This window comes from Thermococcus marinus (assembly GCF_055389025.1).
On record NZ_AP042417.1, the window covers coordinates 282,007 to 298,484 of the forward strand.

A 16,478-nucleotide genomic window follows, 5' to 3' on the forward strand; every position below is an offset into this window, starting at 1 on the left:
GGTTTGCGGGGCATATTCAGTTACTGAATAATTTACCAAGTGAATAGGTGATAACCATGAACCGCAACGAACTTGTATCTTTCCTCGACGATTACCTTCAGGTTTCGGCTTACCCGGACAAGTCGAGCAACGGCCTCCAGGTGGAGGGGAAGGCGGAGGTCGAAAGGATAGCGTTTGCCGTTGACACAACACTCAGAACAATCGAGAGGGCCGTTAAGGGCAAGGCTGACATGATGATAGTGCACCACGGAATGATTTGGGGAGGCCTTAACTACATAACAGGTATCCACTACAAAAGGCTGAAGGCGCTAATCGAGAGCGGCCTGAACCTCTACGTTGCTCACCTGCCCCTCGATGCGCACCCAGAGGTCGGCAACAACGTCGACCTGCTCCGCCTGCTCGATTTAGAGCCCAAAGGGCCCTTCGGCGAGTACAAAAGCCTGAGCATAGGCTTCTACGGTGAGTTTGAGGAACCTCAGCCGATTGAGAAAGTTGCCCAAATAATAGCGGAAAAGCTCGATACAACAGTTAGAACCTACGAGTTCGGGAAGAGAGTTATTAAAACAGTTGGTGCGATAAGCGGCGCCGGGGCGTTTGCGCTGGAGGAGGCCTCCAGAAAGGGGATAGACCTGCTCGTAACTGGTGAATTCGGCCACGCGGACTACCTGACGGCTATAGACCTGCCACAGAGTGTCCTCGTGGCGGGACACTACGAGACGGAGACGCTGGGCGTCAAGGCGCTCATGGAAGTAGTGAGGGAGCGCTTTGGTCTCGATGTCTTTTTCATAGACGAGCCGACCGGCCTTTGAATTCCATTTTTTGGCGTAACCACCTACACAAAAGTATTAATAACACGTTGAAACAAACACTTTTTAGGTGACCACGGTGAACAAGGCACTCGCGATTATGGCCATCATAACCATTGCACTCGTCGCGTATGCGTTTCAGACGGCCCAGCTACCGCCAGCAACAATCGAGTACAAAGAAGTGTTCTACATGGACAACCAGAGCGTCACATTTGTCACAAAGGACGGCTTTGGACTCTTCACAATGCACATAGAGCCGAAAATAAGCTCATTTGAGCTGAGAATCGAATTCCCGGAGGGTACGAGCTACCTCCTCAAGTACGGGGACGAAACCTACAAGGGGACTGGCACGGCTAAGATTAAGGTGAGCAAGGACAGCCTGCCGAACCAGGTCTACGTCCAGTTCCAGCTCCCGGAAGAGCTTACGAGGAAGGTAGTATACGAGGGCGAGAGCCCCGAGATAAGGATCATCGGCGAACAGATACCTTTCTGGCACGCTGAGGACGTCATCTACATCAAGTACCGGAAGGAAGAGAAGTCCTGAGCTCTGAGAGAACCTTTTCTTCTCCCATTATTCTGAGGACGAGCCCAACCTCTTCCGCGTATTTGAGAACCCAGCCAGGACTAGCTCTGAAGGGTGTTATCACCCACAGCTCCGGAAAGCCGGCGCGGTGGGCCTTAACCACGTCGTAGAGAACCCTTTGCGGAAACCACTTGAAAGATGCTTCGAGCTCTATCGCCAAAACTTTTTCCTCGCCGTCAAGGATTGCAACGTCTATTCTCGTGCTGTCCGGCGTCCTGTATTCCAGGACGGCGTTGAGGCCGAGCTCTTCTGCGAGCTCGATTATCTGACGTGTCAGGGTTTTGACCTTGATTTGAAACACCTCAAAGGATAAAAGAAGCGGGAGTTAAAAAGATACTCTACTTCCGATTTTCACCCTCAACATGAGCATCACCTCAAGTCCGCTCTCCTGAACTTTAACCACGAGACTGCCAGGTAAACGAGCGTCGGGACGACCAGCAGGGCCAGGTTGCCTGGATAGTTGAGAACCTCTGATAGCGATTTCGGCGGAAGGCCTCTCTTCGGAGAAACCGCCCTTGCAAGCACGGTGTAGTGCAGGTTAGGACTCGGCACGTGAAGGGAGTTGCGGGCTAGAACATCAACTAACGACTCCCCCGCCGAGTTTGAGGCCGCAATGACGGCGATTGGAACGGCGAAGCCCAGCAGGAACGCGAGAACCAGCGAGACGAAAAGCGCCTTCCTGCCCCGCATAAAGGCCGAAAGCAAATAGCCGAGTGCTAAGTACTGGACGAGCGAGAGGAAAAGGAGGGAGCCAAAGGCAAGGCCGAGCTCAAGGGTTTTACTCAGGGGGGCACCCAGGTGGAGGGCGTAGGCAACGAGGGTGGCCAGATAGAGGGTAGCCCCGATGAAGACGGCAGAGATATCGCTCAGGAGCGTCCCGAGGAAAAAGTCCCTCCTCCTCAACGGCTTGCTCAGCAGAACTCTAACAGTGCCGTTCTCGATGGCCGAGCCTATCGAGACCGCCCCGAGGGGGAGGACAACAAAGGGGAGGAATACACCGGCCAAAGCCGAAATTAGGGCGTTCAAAATGCCGGGGACTCCCCAGCTGGCGTAATAATCCCCAAGCATGTCCAAGTTAAGGAAGGCCGTTAGGGTTGCCAGAGCTATGAAAGCCATGAAGCGTTTGCTCTGAAGGCTCAGCCCGAGGAAAACGCCGTAGAGCCCGCGTGGAGAGAAGGAAAAACCGGGGACGGTGATAGACTCAGAAGCCCTCAGCTCCCTCCTCCTAAACAGCTCCATTCCCGCGAGCGACAGGCCAACGGAAAGGGCCAAAAGTCCTCCAACGGCCTTATGGGAGACGGAAACGCTCCCCCCGATGGAGATTGCCCCATCAAGGTAAGCGGTCGGGATGAAGGAATAATCGAACTTTCCAAGGAGAAGGAGAACTACAAACGCTCCCAGCCCGAGGAAGACCCCCGAATCGCGGGAGGTTGTGAAGGGAAGAAGAAGCAGGGCGATTCCGACTACACCAACCAGCGAGAGCGAAAGGGCGAGGGAGCCGATGATGTAGTCCCTAACTTCAAGACCGTGAGCCAGCATCGCGAGTGTCCCGGAAACAGCTACCCCTATAGCAGGAATCAGGGCAAGCTTCAACCCCTCAAGAACCCATCCGAGGAAGTAACGCCTCCTCGTGAGGGGCTTTGAGAGGAGTAAACGGACATTGCCCCGCTCGAATTCCGACCCAAAGCGCGAGAGGAGAAGGACTAAGACGAGTGGAATCAAAAGGAACTTGATGAAGTTTGGAAACCACTTAGAGAGCAAATCGGCCGTTATCAGGTAGCCGAGTTTTTCGGGAGACACGTTGGGGTAGTGAGCGGTAAACCTGTTAACGTCTACCTCTACCGCTACGGCCGGGAAGAGAGAAAGGAGGAAGAGCAGGAGTTTGGTTCTCACCTGACACCACCCCAAGCGCTAACGTTTAAGAGGTAGCTGAAAAAGACCTCCCTCTGAACCCCGAAGAACTCGCGGACTATTCTAAGGCCGTCCCTCATTTCAACCGAGAAAAGTTAGAGAGGAGATTTAAAAAAATAACGGCTTCTCAAAGGACATTCACCAAAGCTCACCCGAGCCTCTTCTTGACCTCCTCTATCGCCTCCTCGGCCTTCAGCGGGTTCTTTATCCTGCCCTGGGCGAGCTCTTTCCTCCCACCACCGCCACCGCCAGCGACGGAGGTTATTATCTTCGCCAGCTCTCCCGCTTTGATGTCGAGGGCATCGCCAACTGCAACAACAAAGTGGCCCTCCCTGCTGATGAGGACTACAACCCTCTTCTCCTTCCTGAGCCTGTTGGCAGCCTCGCGGAGGTCGTCCATCGTGCCCTCAACGACCCCGCCGATGAACTCTACATCGCCAACCTTCTCGACCTTGTTCTCCAGCTCGTAGACGAGGAGCTTTGCCAGCTCCTTCCTGAGCTTCTCGACCTCTTTCCTCGCTTCCTTCCACTCGTTGAAGAACCTCTCCGCGGTTTCTGGCACCTTCTCCACTGGAACGCGGAAGATTTCAGCGGTCTTCTTGAGGAGCCTCTCCGTCTCTTGCATCCAGTCAACAGCGGCCTCTCCGGCGGCGAATATTATTCTCTCAACGCCGTCCTGTATGCGCTCGGTCCTCAGGATCTTAATCGGGCCTATTAGACCGGTGTTCGGCAGGTGCGTTCCACCACAGGCCTGAACGTCCCAGTCCTCTATTTTAACGACCCTTATCGTTCTTCCGGGAACGACGCCACCCTGGTAGAGGCGGAAGCCGTACTTCATTTCTGCTTCGGTCCTCGGAAGCCACTCCCAGGTCACCTCCCTGTTCTCCATGACGACGCGGTTGGCGAGGCGCTCGATTTCTCTAAGTTCCTCCTCGGTGATGCGCTTGTAGTGACTTATGTCCAGCCTCGCCCAGTCGGTGTGGAGCTGACTTCCAGCTTGCCAGACGTGCTTTCCTAAGACTCTGACGAGAGCTCCCATGAGGACGTGCGTTCCCGTGTGGTGGCGCATGTGCTGTATCCTTCTGTCCCAGTCGAGCTTCCCGTGAACCTTCGCTCCGGGCTTGAAGAGCTCCGGTTTATCAACGCGGTGGAGGATTACCTTCCCGACCTTCTGGACGTTGGTGACCTTGACTTCCTCGCCGTTAACCTTGAGCGTTCCGGTGTCGTAGGGCTGACCACCGCCCTCCGGGTAGAAGGCAGTCTGGTTGAGCACGACCCAGTCGTCTATGACCTTAACGACCTCGGCGTCGAACTCCTTCATGAAGGGGTCCTCGTAGTAGAGCGTCCTCGTCTCGGGTAAGTCCTTAACGAGTTCGAAGTCAACGACGTATTCAGCGGCGGTCTTCTTCTCGGTCTTCTCGGCCTGTTTAGCCACGAGCGTGTAGAAGTTGTCGGGAATCTCGACCTTTATACCTTCCTTCTGCGCCACTTCCGCCACTATCTCAGGGGTAAGGCCGTGGCTCTCGTAGAAGAGGATGAGCTTCTCGAGCGGGAGCTCGTTGATGCCCTTCTTCTTGAGCTTCGCTATTTCTCTCCTGACAAGGTCGCTTCCCCTCTTGAGGGTCTCGTGGTAGCGCTTCTCCTCGACGTTGATTATGTCGAGAATAACATCTTCCATCTCCTTGAACTCGGGGAACGTCGGTGAGAGCTCCTTTATGTGCATCGCGACGATTTCAGCGAGCGGAACTTCGAGGCCGAGCTCCCTCAGATGTCTTATGCTCTTCCTTATGAGGAGCCTAGCTAAATAGCCTGCCTTAACGTTGGACGGGATTACACCGTCGGCGAGCATGAATGTCAGGGCCTTGGTGTGGTCGGCTATGGCGTAGATGAGCTCGTAGGGCCTAACGGCCTTCTCAAGCTCCTCGACGGTTATGCCGACGCGCTTCGCCACCTGCTCGCGGAGGTAACGCAGGTCGCCCATGTCCTCGATGTCGAATATTCCAGCGAGGCGGGAGTTCTCCATCAGAATTCTCTCGTCTATCTTTTCAACGCCGGCCATCTTCTTCAGGGGCTCGATGACATAGCCGAGGACGGCGTCGTAAGCGGTAGGCGTTCCGTGGCTCATCCAGACGAGCCTCTCAAGGCCGTAGCCGGTGTCAACAACGCGGGTCTCCATCGGGACGTAGTAGTCGCCCTTTATCTCAACCACCTGGCTCGGGTCGGCGTTTTCGGGGGCCTTCTTGTACTGCATGAAGACGAGCGTTGCAACCTCAAGACCGCGGTAGAGCACCTCGAACGCCGGCCCGGCGTTTCCTCCACCAGCCCAGGGGTTCTCCTTGAAGGTGATGTCCTCTGGCTTCATGCCGAGCTCCTTCGTGAAGAACTCGAAGGCGAGCTCAACGGTCTCGTCCATCCAGTAGATTGGCTTGCCCGGGTAGTTGAAGGCGTGGTGGGCCATCATCTCGAAAATCGTGAAGTGCCTGCCCGTTATTCCGACGTTGTCAATGTCTGTGAACCTTATCGAGGGCTGACTTATGGTGAGCGGGTTGGCTGGAGGGTCGGCCTCACCGCTGATTACCCACGGCTGGAAGTCCATTATGCTCGCTCCAACGAGCAGGACGTCGTCTCTCCAGCGCGGAAGAACCGGGTAGCGCTTGACCCTTCCGTGGCCGTGCTTCTCAAAGAAGCTCAGGAACTTCTCGCGCATCTCGTCGAGGGTGTACTTCTTCGGTATGCCGGGCTTTCCAATGAACTGGTACTCGTCACACGGCGGGTCGCCGCAGGTCTCCCTGTCAGGGTCGAGCGTCCAGAAGTACTTGCCGCACTTGGGGCACTGCTTTCTAATCCATCCTTCCTCTTTGAACATTCTCGTGGTCATGTCCATGCTCATTAGCATCACCCCTTAAGCTGACCTAAAAAGAGGGGAGCTCCTAATTAACCTTTCCCTCACTCCTTTGAGTCAAGGGAAAGGTCAACGTCCACGTCCTCGAACTCCTCTTCATTTATGTACACAAGCGGAACCTTGAGCTTTTGGAGGAGCTCAAACAGCTGTCTTTCGCGCCTCTCCATCATTTCAACCTTGTGCCTCAGGCTGGCGTTCTCGATGCTCAGGTTTGTAGCTTCCTCGGTCTTCCTCCTGAGCTGCATTCTAAGCTCTATTATCTCCTCCTCAAGCTCGCGGATGGAGCGCTCAAGCCTCTCAATCTCCTCGATGTACTCGCGGCAGATTTTCCTCTTTATCATCTCGGTCAGCCCCGCGAAACCTCCTCACCGCTCAGGGGGCTCCAGACTCATCATCCCAAACGGCAACTATACGGCAACTATTCACCCGCAAGTAATTTATTTAAATGTCACGGGGGACGGTCGCCCCATGAGGGCAAAAAACTACGTGCTGGTGTTAGTAGTCGCCGCGGTACTCCTCACTGCAGGGTGCCTCGGCGGGAAAACAGTTGAGAACGCAGGGACGGTCACCGTCGAGAAGAACAGGACAGTTACAGAGACAACAACGACCACTAAAATCGTCCCCGTGGAGAACAGGAGCTCGGAGATGGAGCTTGCCGAGAACCTCTCAAAGTGCAATAGCCAGGTACTGCTACTCCAGCAGGCCCTTAACCAGACGATGGAGAGACTAAAAAACCTCAGCGAGAGCTACAAAGCCTGCCTAGTGGAAGTTGAAAGCCAGAGGAATACAAGCAAAAGCTTGAAGGCATGCGAGGACGACCTAGCCAGAACCCGGGAGAAACTGAGGGAGACAACGGCGGAGCTGGAGTCCTGCAGGGAGCGGCTTGAAAACATGTCCGGCAACACTACAAGCGTTGAGCTTCTGCCTGACGAAGAGTACTACCGCAGGGCCATAAGTGCAATAGATAACTCCAGGGAGAGTGTATACGTTATGATGTTCTTGATGAAGTACGACCCAGGGGACAGCTTTGACTGGGCCAACGACCTCATACAGGCCCTCGTCAGCGCCAGGAGAAGGGGCGTCGAAGTCCACGTGCTCCTTGAAGACAGCCTCGAAGACAACAGGGAGGCCTACGAGTACCTCCGCTCCAACGGAGTAGATGTTTCCTTTGACTCACCCCAAACGACCCTCCACGCAAAGGCCATAGTTGTTGACGGCGAAATAGTTTTCATCGGGAGCCACAACTGGAGCGAGAGCGCCCTGTACTGGAACCACGAGGTGAGCGTACGGATACGCTCCAGGGAAATGGCAGAGAGGGTAATAGCGTACTTCGAGGACGTCAGAAGGGAGGCCTGAGTCCTCCACACTTTTTTATACTTCTCACACTACACAGAACCATAGAAAGGGGTGGTCTGGATATACCTGAAGTGGCGCTCCTGCCCTCCCTTCGTGAGAAAGTTTGAGGCGGGGAAGATGAAAAGAAAGGCCAGAGAGTTTAGAGTTGAAGTTAAGAAATGAGTTCAGAGGCCCAGAAGGGCCAGCACTTCTTCCACAACCATCTCCTTCTCCACGGCCCTCTGTTCTCCGCTCTCCATGTCCCTTATAGTCACCCTGCCCTCGGCGAGGTCTCTCTTACCGATGAGTACGACGTAGGGGACACCGAGCCTTCCAGCATAGTCAAGGGCCTTCCTAAGCTTTCTGCCGGTCAGCTCAACGTCGGCCTTAACGCCAGCCCTCCTGAGGGCCGAAACCACATCAACTGCGGTCTTTTTGAGCTCAGCCTCGTTTCCGATTGGAATCACGTAGACGTCGGGTCTCAGCTTCGGCTCCGGAATTAGGCCCTTCCATTCGAGGATTGGAATGAGCCTCTCAACGCCTATTGCGAAACCCGTCGCTGGCGTCGGCTTGCCACCGAAGACCTCGATGAGGTTGTCGTACCTTCCACCGCCGCCTATCGAGCCGATTCCGAGGTCGTTCGGCGCTATCGCCTCGAAGACGACGCTCGTGTAGTAGTCAAAACCGCGCGCTATTCCGAGGTCAATCCTAATCCATTTCGAGACTCCATAGGCGTCGAGCAGGTCAACCAGCTCGTAGAGGCGCTTGATTTCTTCTTTAGCCTTCTCGCTCGTGAAGAGCTCTTCCGCCTTCGGGAGAACCTCGTTCGGCTCGCCCTTTATTTCAATCAGCGAGAGGACTTTCTCGACGCCCTCATCGTCCAGCCCAAAGTCTTTCAAAGCTTTAACGAACTCCTCTTGGGTAAGCTTGTCCTTCTTGTCTATGAGCCTCATGAGCCCGATGTCGTCTTTGACGCTGAGCATCTTGGCGAACTCGTCGAGCAGAATTCTGTCACCGACGTTCACTGTGAAGTCCTCAAGGCCTGTGGCGAGGTAGCTCTCTGTGAAGAGCGCGATTACCTCAGCATCGGCCTCGACCTTATCGCTCCCGATGAGCTCAACGCCCGCCTGCCAGAACTCACGGTAGCGGCCGCTCTGTGGTTCCTCGTAGCGGAACATGTTGGCGATGTAGTACCACTTGATGGGCTTCGGAGCCGTTTGGAAAGATGAGACGTAGAGCCTCGCGACGCTCGAAGTCATGTCCGGCCTCAGGGAGATGTCCCTACCCCCCTTGTCGAGGAAGGCGTAGAGCTGTTTAACGACTTCCTCACCGCTCCTGAGCCTAAAGAGGTCAGTGTATTCAAAAGTGGGCGTTAAGACCTCGTGAAAGTTATAACGCTCAAAGGTTTCGCGAATCTTGTCAAGCACCCATCTCCTCTTCGCCATCTCCCCTGGTAAAAAGTCCCTCGTCCCCTTAACGCGCTCAACTTTCATTTCTCTCACCTTTTCAGAAGAGAGGAGGGAGAAGTTAAAAGGTTATCCCGACAAGGTTTGACGTTCATCCAGAAGATGTCATGAGGAGGTATATCCCGACGACGCCCTCGACCATCATTTGAGCCCCAATGGCCATTATGAAGAGACCGATTATCCTTATCGTGACGCTCAGGAACGTCTTATTGACCGACTTCATCATGTAAAGCGCAACAAACATCGAGATGGCAACGATAGCTATCGCTATGGCAGTGGCCGAAAGGGAAACGAGGTAGCCATACTCGGCCGTGAGGGTGATGGCGGCAGTTATCGCGGCGGGACCGGCTATCAGGGGCATCGCAACGGGAACGGCGGCTAGAGCGAGTATGTCGCGCTCCCTCTTCAGCGTGAACATTCCGCCGCCTTCCAGCGCTTCCAGACCTATCTTGAAGAGAACGAAGCCCCCAGCAACCTTCAGGGCGTTTATGTCTATGTGGAAAATCTCCCGCAGAATTATCTGGCCGGCCACGGCGAAGCTCGCCAGGAGAAGGAAACCTATAAGGTTGGCCCTTATGATGAGGGCTTTAATGTCCTCTATGTGGAAGTCCTCGCGCAGAAAGCTGACGAGGAGTATCTTATCGCTCGGGTCTATCATGATGAGCATCAGCAGTGCGGAGCTCAGTATGGTTGACAGTTCACTCATATTCGGAGCTGGGGAAAGCGATTTAAAAAGCTACCCCTCATATTGAACAAGCGATGACGAGACCGGCACTGTCTGAGGTATGATGAGCACTCGGTTGGCCGAGCTAGTCGAGCTTTTCAAAGCGGAGATGGTGCATTTTCCCATTTTTCGTCGAGAGCCTGAAGTCGTAGGTCATGGGTTCAAAGCTCGGACTTGGAGTTTTGAGTACGACCATTCTCTCAACAAGCGTATCATCTTTTATGCTAGACTTGAAAGCTACCATTGTGTCAGAGATGCTTGAAACCCACGCAACAAGACGCTCGGAAACAACGTCTGTGTTAACAAGGAGTATTGTTGATATCGTTCTGTTGAGTGACTCTCTGGCAAGAAATGCAACTTCAGAGTTCAGAAGCTTGAGAGTTGCCTTCTCCCCGAACATTACCACAGTACCATCGAGGGTATATATCAGCTTAATTATTCCTTTGCCTTCAGAAAGGGGGTAGATAACGTCTCGGTAGATTTTTTCTATTTTGGGCGCTAGGGTATCTTCTGTTGGATTATCAACCCTGATAACATAGTCATCAAAAGGTGGAATGTTATAGCGAGACCCAAAGAGGTCAACAATCTTCAGAAATCCTTGCTTGGCTAGCTCGGGAATATTAAGTCCCGCAAAAGATGCCCGGGAAATAAGTCGAGGGACAGGAAGGGAGTAGTTGTGAACAACGCCAAAAAAATCCTCCTCTACGAGGGCCCTGAGAATTTCGAACCCGAGTGTCCAACCAAGGGAGTAGGCGTCATAGAGTATTGAGGTTACCGAACCGTTTTCTACGCTCTCTACAATGAGCTCACTGACCACATCCACACCATTAACGCGCGGCATAGTATCCCCCGTTCAGGCTCTTATGAACTCCACGGCGTGCCTGAGCTCTCCAACTATCTGTCTCAGTTCAAGGATGTTCCTCCTGACTTCCTCCAGGGCAGAGGCCTGCTCCTCAGCACTCGCACTGACCTCCTCGGCGCTGGCAGTTGTTTCTTCGGCACTCGCGGCAAGGTTCTCAAGGGCCTTCTTGGCCTCTTCCATCTCCTCGTTCGTCCGCCCTATCTCAGACTTAAGCCCCGAGAAGCGCTCCTCGACGTCCTTCAAGAGCTCGCTGATATTGACCAGGTAACCAACGGTCTCCCTCAGGAAGTCCACAGACTCGTCTATGACCCTTGAGCCGTTCTTTGTCTCAATTACGGCGTTCTCCACTTTGTCCTGGATTTCGTTAACTATCTCCTTTATCTTCTCAGCCGCCCGTTTGCTCTCCTCCGCTAGATTCCTGATCTCCTCGGCAACGACGGCAAATCCTTTCCCAGCATCACCCGCCCGCGCCGCTTCAACGGCCGCATTGAGTGCCAGAAGGTTAGTCTGCTCCGCAATTGAGCTGATTGCGTTTATTATCTCGTCAATATGCCTGCTCCTGTCGGCAACCTCTGAGACAGCCTCACTTATAGAGCGCATTGAGCTCTGAATCTGCCCAATCTGAGAAATGGCCCGCTGTCCGTTCTCCTCACCTTCCCTGGCTATGTTAAGAACTTCCTCTACAATACCACTGAACTCCTCAACGGCCTCCATAGTCTTCCTAGTCAAGTCCGCAGTCATGTTAACGCTGTCCGTTATCATTGTGATGCTCTCCTGCTGTCTCTGCGCCTCTGTACTGACCTGACTAATGGCCTCAGCGACCTGACCTACAGCTTCACTTATCTCAGATGTAATCTTAGTGAGGTCGTCAGCCCGGTTCTCAAGAGTCGTAGCAAGCTCCTTGACAGTCACCATAAGGCTCTTCAGATTCACTATCGCAGAACGCATTGAGTTGAGAATTTCCTCAAAGTCACCCTTAGCGTGGGCCGTTAACTCTTCAGTTATGTCGCCTTGGGATATTTTCTCCATTCTTTCAGCTATGAGTTCAAGGGTCTCAAGAACATCTGTCGAAATTACTTTGAAAGCCTCAAGAAGCCTACCTATCTCATCATTTTCACGGTAGCGGATTCTCCCTATCATCTGCTCCGCTTCTTTGAGCCGGCCCTCAGAAATCGCGTTCGCAACGCGTGTCATTTCAACTACCGGTTCAAGGGCGGAGCCCATCAGCTTGAAGGCTATCCCGCCCGACACAAGGGCAGTGAGTGCCATTATCCCTATGTTCATCCAGAGGATACGCCTGTGTGAGCTGAGGACAGCCTGCACAGAGGCTCCTGCAGACGCTAGGGCCCCTGTAAGCTGCTTCATAGCAATCTGCTGGACGATAATGGCGCTGAGAACTACAAGAACCAGGGGAATGGCAATAGCCATGAAAAGCTTCCTTCTGAAGTCCATGGCTCACACCTCTCCCTTTATTCCCCTGAGTTCTGGGAAAACGCTTTTCTTTACAACAAATCCCTCTCCGCCCCTTTCGAGTTGGAGGACAATCGGAAACATTAGCCTTAGGAGGGGAAGGGCCTCAAAAGAAGCCTGTCCCACTGATTCGGAGTTAATAAAGACCACGTTGATAACATCTTTGTTCTGTATTATTTGTCTGCCTATGTCGTGTATCTGCTCAATCAGCTCCTTTTTGTCGAAGAGGTTCATAATCATGTCAATACCTACTTGTATGTTGAGTTTGACTCTGTTATTGTCATCGCTCCTCAATATCCTAGACAGCGCTTCCTCGTAGCGAACCTTGTAAACGGGATATGGGGAGATAGGCACTGTTTGAAGGACGTTTCCAACGTTTATCTTACCCCCAACTTTGATTACCGAGATGTTGCTGATAAAGTCGGTATCCATACCCAAAAGCTCCGCGTGGTAGAGATACACTGAAAAGGCGTCAAAGAAGTCAGTCACGACTAAGTCTATTTGGGAATCTCCGCAGCATTCAAAGACATCTCTAAGAAGCTTAACCAACACATACCCAACTATGTCCTCGGAAGTATGTTCTATTAGCACACTCGCCTTTTGACTCATTACTATCTTCGCGATACCCATTCAATACACCCCCCTTCTCAAAATTTTGGAAAGAATGTGCTATTTTTAAATGTTTTTGCATATTTTAGTTACATAAACTATCCAATCCAATTCAAAATCAATTGAAAATCTTACAAAATAAAACACAAAGTAAATAGTTTAAAAAACTGTTTAGTAATGCTCAATAGTTTAAAAATAAAATGTCCAAAGGTCAAAACTGAAACCTTTAGAGTTAGAGACAACACCCAGACAATATAATAAAATAGAGGTTCAACAAAGTTTTTTATTAGACCTTGCACCTAGTACCAACTGTAACACCCAAAGATTCTAACAATTTGACAAAGAAGCTTCTATGATTTTTTACCCGCCCCACGAGTCTAGATACCGTAGAAAAGGAACGACCTGTCATCTTGGCTATTGCCCCTGGTTCCACCTTTAAACACAAATAAAGATACGCAACTACCAACGAGAATTTCAAATCATGAAGCCCCTTTAGAGGAGTCCCTTCCAGCTCAGTGAACGTCCTACCGCAGGACTTGCACCTGAATCGCTGAATCCTTAAACCGTTAGCTTTAACCACGCCGCCGATTCTCACAAGTGATGTTGAGCCACAGACAGGGCACTTTGGGGGAACTAGTGTTGATGCCCTTCTGATAATTACTTCTTCAGGGATAGAGAGAATTTGCTCAAGCTCCCTCAGAGAGTCCATCGACGCCATAATTTCACCCAGACGAGCCTAATTCTGTTTATATTTTTTAGGTTTTATTGTGATTTCTTGAAATGAAATTATGGAAATATTTAACGATAATTATTGTTTTAATCAAAAAACATTACCTATTAAACGGAAGCTCAAAAAATGTTGCAAGTTTAACGTTCAAACTGGAATCAAAACCAGCATATCATAATATGAAAAACAAAAAAACTCAAAACACACAAGATCCGAAGACAAAGAATGAAAAAACAAAATGCCCAACAACATTCTTTCAAGAGACCTTACGAACGAGCCTTTAGTAACACGTCCAGCACCCGCTCCAAGAACTTCCTGTGCTTGTACGCTCTTATTGATAGTCTTTTAACAGAGGGATACGACATCCCCAGCAATTTGGCTATGGCAGACTCCTTCAAGCCAGCTCTGAGGCGGAGATACGCCACCGCCACAAGGGCTTTTGGGTCATGAACCCCCTTAAAGGGCGTGTCTTCGAGTTCCGTGAATGTTCTGCCACAGCGCTTGCACTGAAAGCGCTGAACCCTGAAGCTACCCCTGTCCAAATAGCCTATCCTGACGACATCTCTTGAACCGCAATCAGGGCATGCGAGGTCGAAGCCGCACCACCTTGACTGCTTCAATGATGTCTTTCTCTGAGGCCCTCATGATGCGGGAAAACTCTCCAAATGACCTTGCCTCCATTTTCACCACCCCCATAACTCGATTATAGTAACAAAAAGTTGCAATTATAAAATTTTGTGACCAATATCGTGCCTAGATATAATAAAAACAACACAAATGAACGTAAAGATGTGCACATCAGTGTCCCGCGGAAAACACAGTCTTAAGCAGGGGCGGCGTTATCACCGTCGTCACGAACACCATGAGAATGGCCACGGTTAGTGCGTCCGAACCGATTACACCGCTCGACATCGCAACGGCGAGCATCGCCAGCTCGACGCCCATTCTGGGAACCATTCCAACACCGATTCTGAGAGAGGACGCCCAGTCAAAGCCGGCAAGCCTTGCACCGAGGCCACATCCAACTATTTTGCTCACTATGGCCATGATGGTGTACAGGACGGCGAAGAGGCCAGCGTGAGGTATGTAGCCAAGCTCTATTCTCATGCCCACCTCAACAAAGAACAGTGGAATGAAGAGGGAGTAGCCGAGGACGTTCATATGGTCCATTATCGCCTTCTTCTTGGAGCTCTGGCCGAGTGCGAGGCCCGTGAGGTACGCTCCAAGTATTGAAGCGAGGTTCAGGTGCTCGGCCAAGTATGCGAAGACGATAAGGAAGACCAGGGCAAAGGCAGTCTCGCTCTCAGGAAGGTCTATGCGCGAGATAAAGCGAAAAGCCCTGTCCGCGAGGCCGGGCCCGAAGTAGAGGAAGAAAAAGAGGAGCAATGAAACAGAGATAATGACCTCAAGGAGGCTGGAGTAGTCAACGCTCCCGCCCTTTATAATCGAGATTGCCACCGTGAGTACGAGAATTCCAAGGATATCGTCAACGACGGCAGCCGCGAGAATCGTCGTCCCCTCGCGCGTGTTGAGCTTTCTGAGCTCCATTAATACCTTCACCGTTATGCTCACGCTCGTCGGCGTCATCATGGCGCCGTAGAGGACGGCCTCGTGGAGGGGGACGAAAAAGTAAGCGACGGCAAAGCCGAGGAGAAAAGAAACGAGAACACCTACCCCTGCAACTACAACGCTCTGCTTCCCGACGCGCTTGAACTCCTCCAGCTCGCTCTCAAGGCCCGCTATGAAGAGGAGCAGAAGGACACCAAGGTTGGCAAACTGGCTTATAACCTCGTTCGTCTCGAAGAATATGCCAATCAACAGGCCCCCAAATATCTGGCCCAAAACCACAGGCTGGCCAAACCTTTCGAAGATATAGCCCATCAGCTTCGCCGTTGCAAGCATTACCGCTATCAGGAGGAGTATCTCCATGCTATCGCCCCTATTCCCTCGAAAAGGCCCACTTCAGGAGGAAAGGAGTAACCAGCGTCGTTATTATCACCATGCTGACGGGTATCGAGAACGTCCCCCTGTCAAAGACGCCCTCCCGGAGGCCTATGTTGGCCATTATAAGGGCCACCTCCATTCTCGGAACCATGCCAACCCCAACCTGAAGGGCTTCCCGAGCCTTAAACCCTGTGAGCACTCCACCAATTCCACAGCCGATAATTTTTCCAACTATCGCCATAACCGCGTAGAGTCCTGCAAAGGCCCCTACGTGGGCCAAGACGTGGACGTTGGTCTCAATGCCTATGCTGACGAGAAAGACTGGTATAAATAGCGAGTAGCCGATGGTCAGGGTCTTGCTGGTGATTTCTCTCGCCTCGGCACTGCCCGCCACAATGAGGCCGGCAAGGTAAGCGCCCGTTATGCCCGCCAGCTGGAACCGCTCGGCGATGTAGGCAAAAATGAGCATTATGGCTATTGCAAAGGCCGTTACCGTCTCCGGCAGGTTTATTCTCTCAGACGCCCTCAGGGCTTCCTTTACCGCGGGACTGCCAAGGAGGAGACCAAGGATGAAAAAGAGGACAACTTCACCGAGGATTATAAGGACGTCCACGGGATAAACGCTCCCCTTTGTGTTCATGGCGACGAGAACCGTTAAAATTATGATACCAAGGACGTCGTCAACGACGGCAGCCGCGAGAATCGTTGTGCCGACCCTTGTACGGAGCTTTTTCATCTCCATAAGGATGCTCGTTGTCAGACCGACGCTCGTGGCAGTCAGAATTCCACCCAAGAATAGTGCCTGGAGGTGGGAATACCCCCATGCAAGGGCACTGACGTACCCAAGAATAAATGGGATTATAACGCCAAGAACTGCCACTATGAAGGCGGGAACACCGACGTTTTTGAACTCCTCGATGTCGGTTTCGAGGCCTGCCAGGAAAAGCAGCATGACGACGCCGAGCTCAGCGATTAGTTTAATTCCTTCATCATATGCCACCAAGTTTAACAGTGACGGACCTATTAAAATGCCACCAATCAGCTGGCCGAGGGCCGCAGGAAACCCAAAGCGAACTGTGAGGTAGCCGAACAGCTTTGCAACTACGAGTATCAGCGCCAGCTCCAGGAACACGTCCATG

General features: G+C 52.2%; 16 protein-coding genes. 3 read left to right on the forward strand and 13 right to left on the reverse strand.

The window, feature by feature from the left end:
• Positions 1-56 precede the first annotated feature (56 nt).
• Entirely contained in the window at positions 57-809 is a 753-nt protein-coding gene (locus ACZ5ER_RS01505; RefSeq protein WP_464934643.1) for a Nif3-like dinuclear metal center hexameric protein, read from the forward strand.
• A gap of 67 nt (positions 810-876) precedes the next feature.
• Positions 877-1,350: a hypothetical protein gene (locus ACZ5ER_RS01510; RefSeq protein ID WP_464934644.1), complete on the forward strand. Its 474-nt coding sequence runs from the start codon at positions 877-879 to the stop codon at positions 1,348-1,350.
• On the opposite strand, the gene ACZ5ER_RS01515 is transcribed toward ACZ5ER_RS01510, so the two are convergent.
• The 4 genes from ACZ5ER_RS01515 to ACZ5ER_RS01530 all read right to left on the reverse strand — a co-directional run bounded on the left by ACZ5ER_RS01515 (position 1,322) and on the right by ACZ5ER_RS01530 (position 6,543).
• Entirely contained in the window at positions 1,322-1,690 is a 369-nt protein-coding gene (locus tag ACZ5ER_RS01515) for a hypothetical protein (protein WP_464934645.1), read from the reverse strand. The two genes, ACZ5ER_RS01510 and ACZ5ER_RS01515, sit on opposite strands and share 29 nt — an antisense overlap.
• Positions 1,691-1,758: 68 nt before the next feature.
• Complete coding sequence (locus ACZ5ER_RS01520; RefSeq protein ID WP_464934646.1) at positions 1,759-3,282, reverse strand: ABC transporter permease subunit; 1,524 nt, start codon at positions 3,280-3,282, stop codon at positions 1,759-1,761.
• A gap of 166 nt (positions 3,283-3,448) precedes the next feature.
• Positions 3,449-6,190: an alanine--tRNA ligase gene (alaS, locus tag ACZ5ER_RS01525; RefSeq protein WP_464935049.1), complete on the reverse strand. Its 2,742-nt coding sequence runs from the start codon at positions 6,188-6,190 to the stop codon at positions 3,449-3,451.
• A 56-nt stretch (positions 6,191-6,246) separates the two neighbouring features.
• Positions 6,247-6,543, reverse strand: a complete 297-nt coding sequence (locus ACZ5ER_RS01530) for a hypothetical protein (protein ID WP_050002360.1) — start codon at positions 6,541-6,543, stop codon at positions 6,247-6,249.
• Between the two features lie 127 nt (positions 6,544-6,670).
• On the opposite strand from ACZ5ER_RS01530, the gene ACZ5ER_RS01535 reads away from it, so the two are divergent.
• Entirely contained in the window at positions 6,671-7,558 is an 888-nt protein-coding gene (locus ACZ5ER_RS01535) for a phospholipase D-like domain-containing protein (protein ID WP_464934647.1), read from the forward strand.
• 164 nt (positions 7,559-7,722) lie between these two features.
• Here ACZ5ER_RS01535 and hisS read toward each other — a convergent pair whose 3' ends face one another.
• The 9 genes from hisS to ACZ5ER_RS01580 all read right to left on the reverse strand — a co-directional run bounded on the left by hisS (position 7,723) and on the right by ACZ5ER_RS01580 (position 16,477).
• Positions 7,723-9,030: a histidine--tRNA ligase gene (gene hisS, locus ACZ5ER_RS01540; protein ID WP_464935050.1), complete on the reverse strand. Its 1,308-nt coding sequence runs from the start codon at positions 9,028-9,030 to the stop codon at positions 7,723-7,725.
• Positions 9,031-9,094: 64 nt separating this feature from the next.
• Positions 9,095-9,709, reverse strand: coding sequence for a MarC family protein (locus ACZ5ER_RS01545; RefSeq protein WP_050002357.1), 615 nt, complete (start codon positions 9,707-9,709; stop codon positions 9,095-9,097).
• Between the two features lie 103 nt (positions 9,710-9,812).
• Entirely contained in the window at positions 9,813-10,544 is a 732-nt protein-coding gene (locus tag ACZ5ER_RS01550; protein WP_464934648.1) for a hypothetical protein, read from the reverse strand.
• 36 nt (positions 10,545-10,580) lie between these two features.
• Positions 10,581-12,041, reverse strand: coding sequence for a methyl-accepting chemotaxis protein (locus tag ACZ5ER_RS01555; RefSeq protein ID WP_050002355.1), 1,461 nt, complete (start codon positions 12,039-12,041; stop codon positions 10,581-10,583).
• Positions 12,042-12,044: 3 nt separating this feature from the next.
• Positions 12,045-12,689 (reverse strand): DUF257 family protein, encoded by a 645-nt coding sequence (locus ACZ5ER_RS01560; RefSeq protein WP_050002354.1) that lies wholly within the window; start codon positions 12,687-12,689, stop codon positions 12,045-12,047.
• Positions 12,690-12,954: 265 nt separating this feature from the next.
• Entirely contained in the window at positions 12,955-13,386 is a 432-nt protein-coding gene (locus ACZ5ER_RS01565) for an IS1/IS1595 family N-terminal zinc-binding domain-containing protein (RefSeq protein ID WP_227738787.1), read from the reverse strand.
• Between the two features lie 275 nt (positions 13,387-13,661).
• On the reverse strand, positions 13,662-14,015 hold the full coding sequence (locus ACZ5ER_RS01570; RefSeq protein WP_144244801.1) for an IS1/IS1595 family N-terminal zinc-binding domain-containing protein: 354 nt from the start codon (positions 14,013-14,015) through the stop codon (positions 13,662-13,664).
• A gap of 178 nt (positions 14,016-14,193) precedes the next feature.
• Entirely contained in the window at positions 14,194-15,324 is a 1,131-nt protein-coding gene (locus ACZ5ER_RS01575) for a cation:proton antiporter (protein WP_464934649.1), read from the reverse strand.
• A 10-nt stretch (positions 15,325-15,334) separates the two neighbouring features.
• A complete protein-coding gene (locus ACZ5ER_RS01580; RefSeq protein ID WP_050002351.1) occupies positions 15,335-16,477 on the reverse strand; it encodes a cation:proton antiporter in 1,143 nt (380 codons plus the stop codon).
• Between the last annotated feature and the right edge of the window lies 1 nt (position 16,478).

Excerpts from the sequence above, each read along its gene's own strand:
- ACZ5ER_RS01505 (WP_464934643.1), top strand. The coding sequence starts at position 57 with ATGAACCGCAACGAACTTGTATCTTTCCTCGACGATTACCTTCAGGTT.
- alaS (WP_464935049.1), bottom strand. The coding sequence starts at position 6,190 with ATGAGCATGGACATGACCACGAGAATGTTCAAAGAGGAAGGATGGATT.
- ACZ5ER_RS01530 (WP_050002360.1), bottom strand. The coding sequence starts at position 6,543 with ATGATAAAGAGGAAAATCTGCCGCGAGTACATCGAGGAGATTGAGAGG.
- ACZ5ER_RS01535 (WP_464934647.1), top strand. The coding sequence starts at position 6,671 with ATGAGGGCAAAAAACTACGTGCTGGTGTTAGTAGTCGCCGCGGTACTC.
- hisS (WP_464935050.1), bottom strand. The coding sequence starts at position 9,030 with ATGAAAGTTGAGCGCGTTAAGGGGACGAGGGACTTTTTACCAGGGGAG.
- ACZ5ER_RS01545 (WP_050002357.1), bottom strand. The coding sequence starts at position 9,709 with ATGAGTGAACTGTCAACCATACTGAGCTCCGCACTGCTGATGCTCATC.
- ACZ5ER_RS01555 (WP_050002355.1), bottom strand. The coding sequence starts at position 12,041 with ATGGACTTCAGAAGGAAGCTTTTCATGGCTATTGCCATTCCCCTGGTT.
- ACZ5ER_RS01560 (WP_050002354.1), bottom strand. The coding sequence starts at position 12,689 with ATGGGTATCGCGAAGATAGTAATGAGTCAAAAGGCGAGTGTGCTAATA.
- ACZ5ER_RS01565 (WP_227738787.1), bottom strand. The coding sequence starts at position 13,386 with ATGGCGTCGATGGACTCTCTGAGGGAGCTTGAGCAAATTCTCTCTATC.
- ACZ5ER_RS01575 (WP_464934649.1), bottom strand. The coding sequence starts at position 15,324 with ATGGAGATACTCCTCCTGATAGCGGTAATGCTTGCAACGGCGAAGCTG.
- ACZ5ER_RS01580 (WP_050002351.1), bottom strand. The coding sequence starts at position 16,477 with ATGGACGTGTTCCTGGAGCTGGCGCTGATACTCGTAGTTGCAAAGCTG.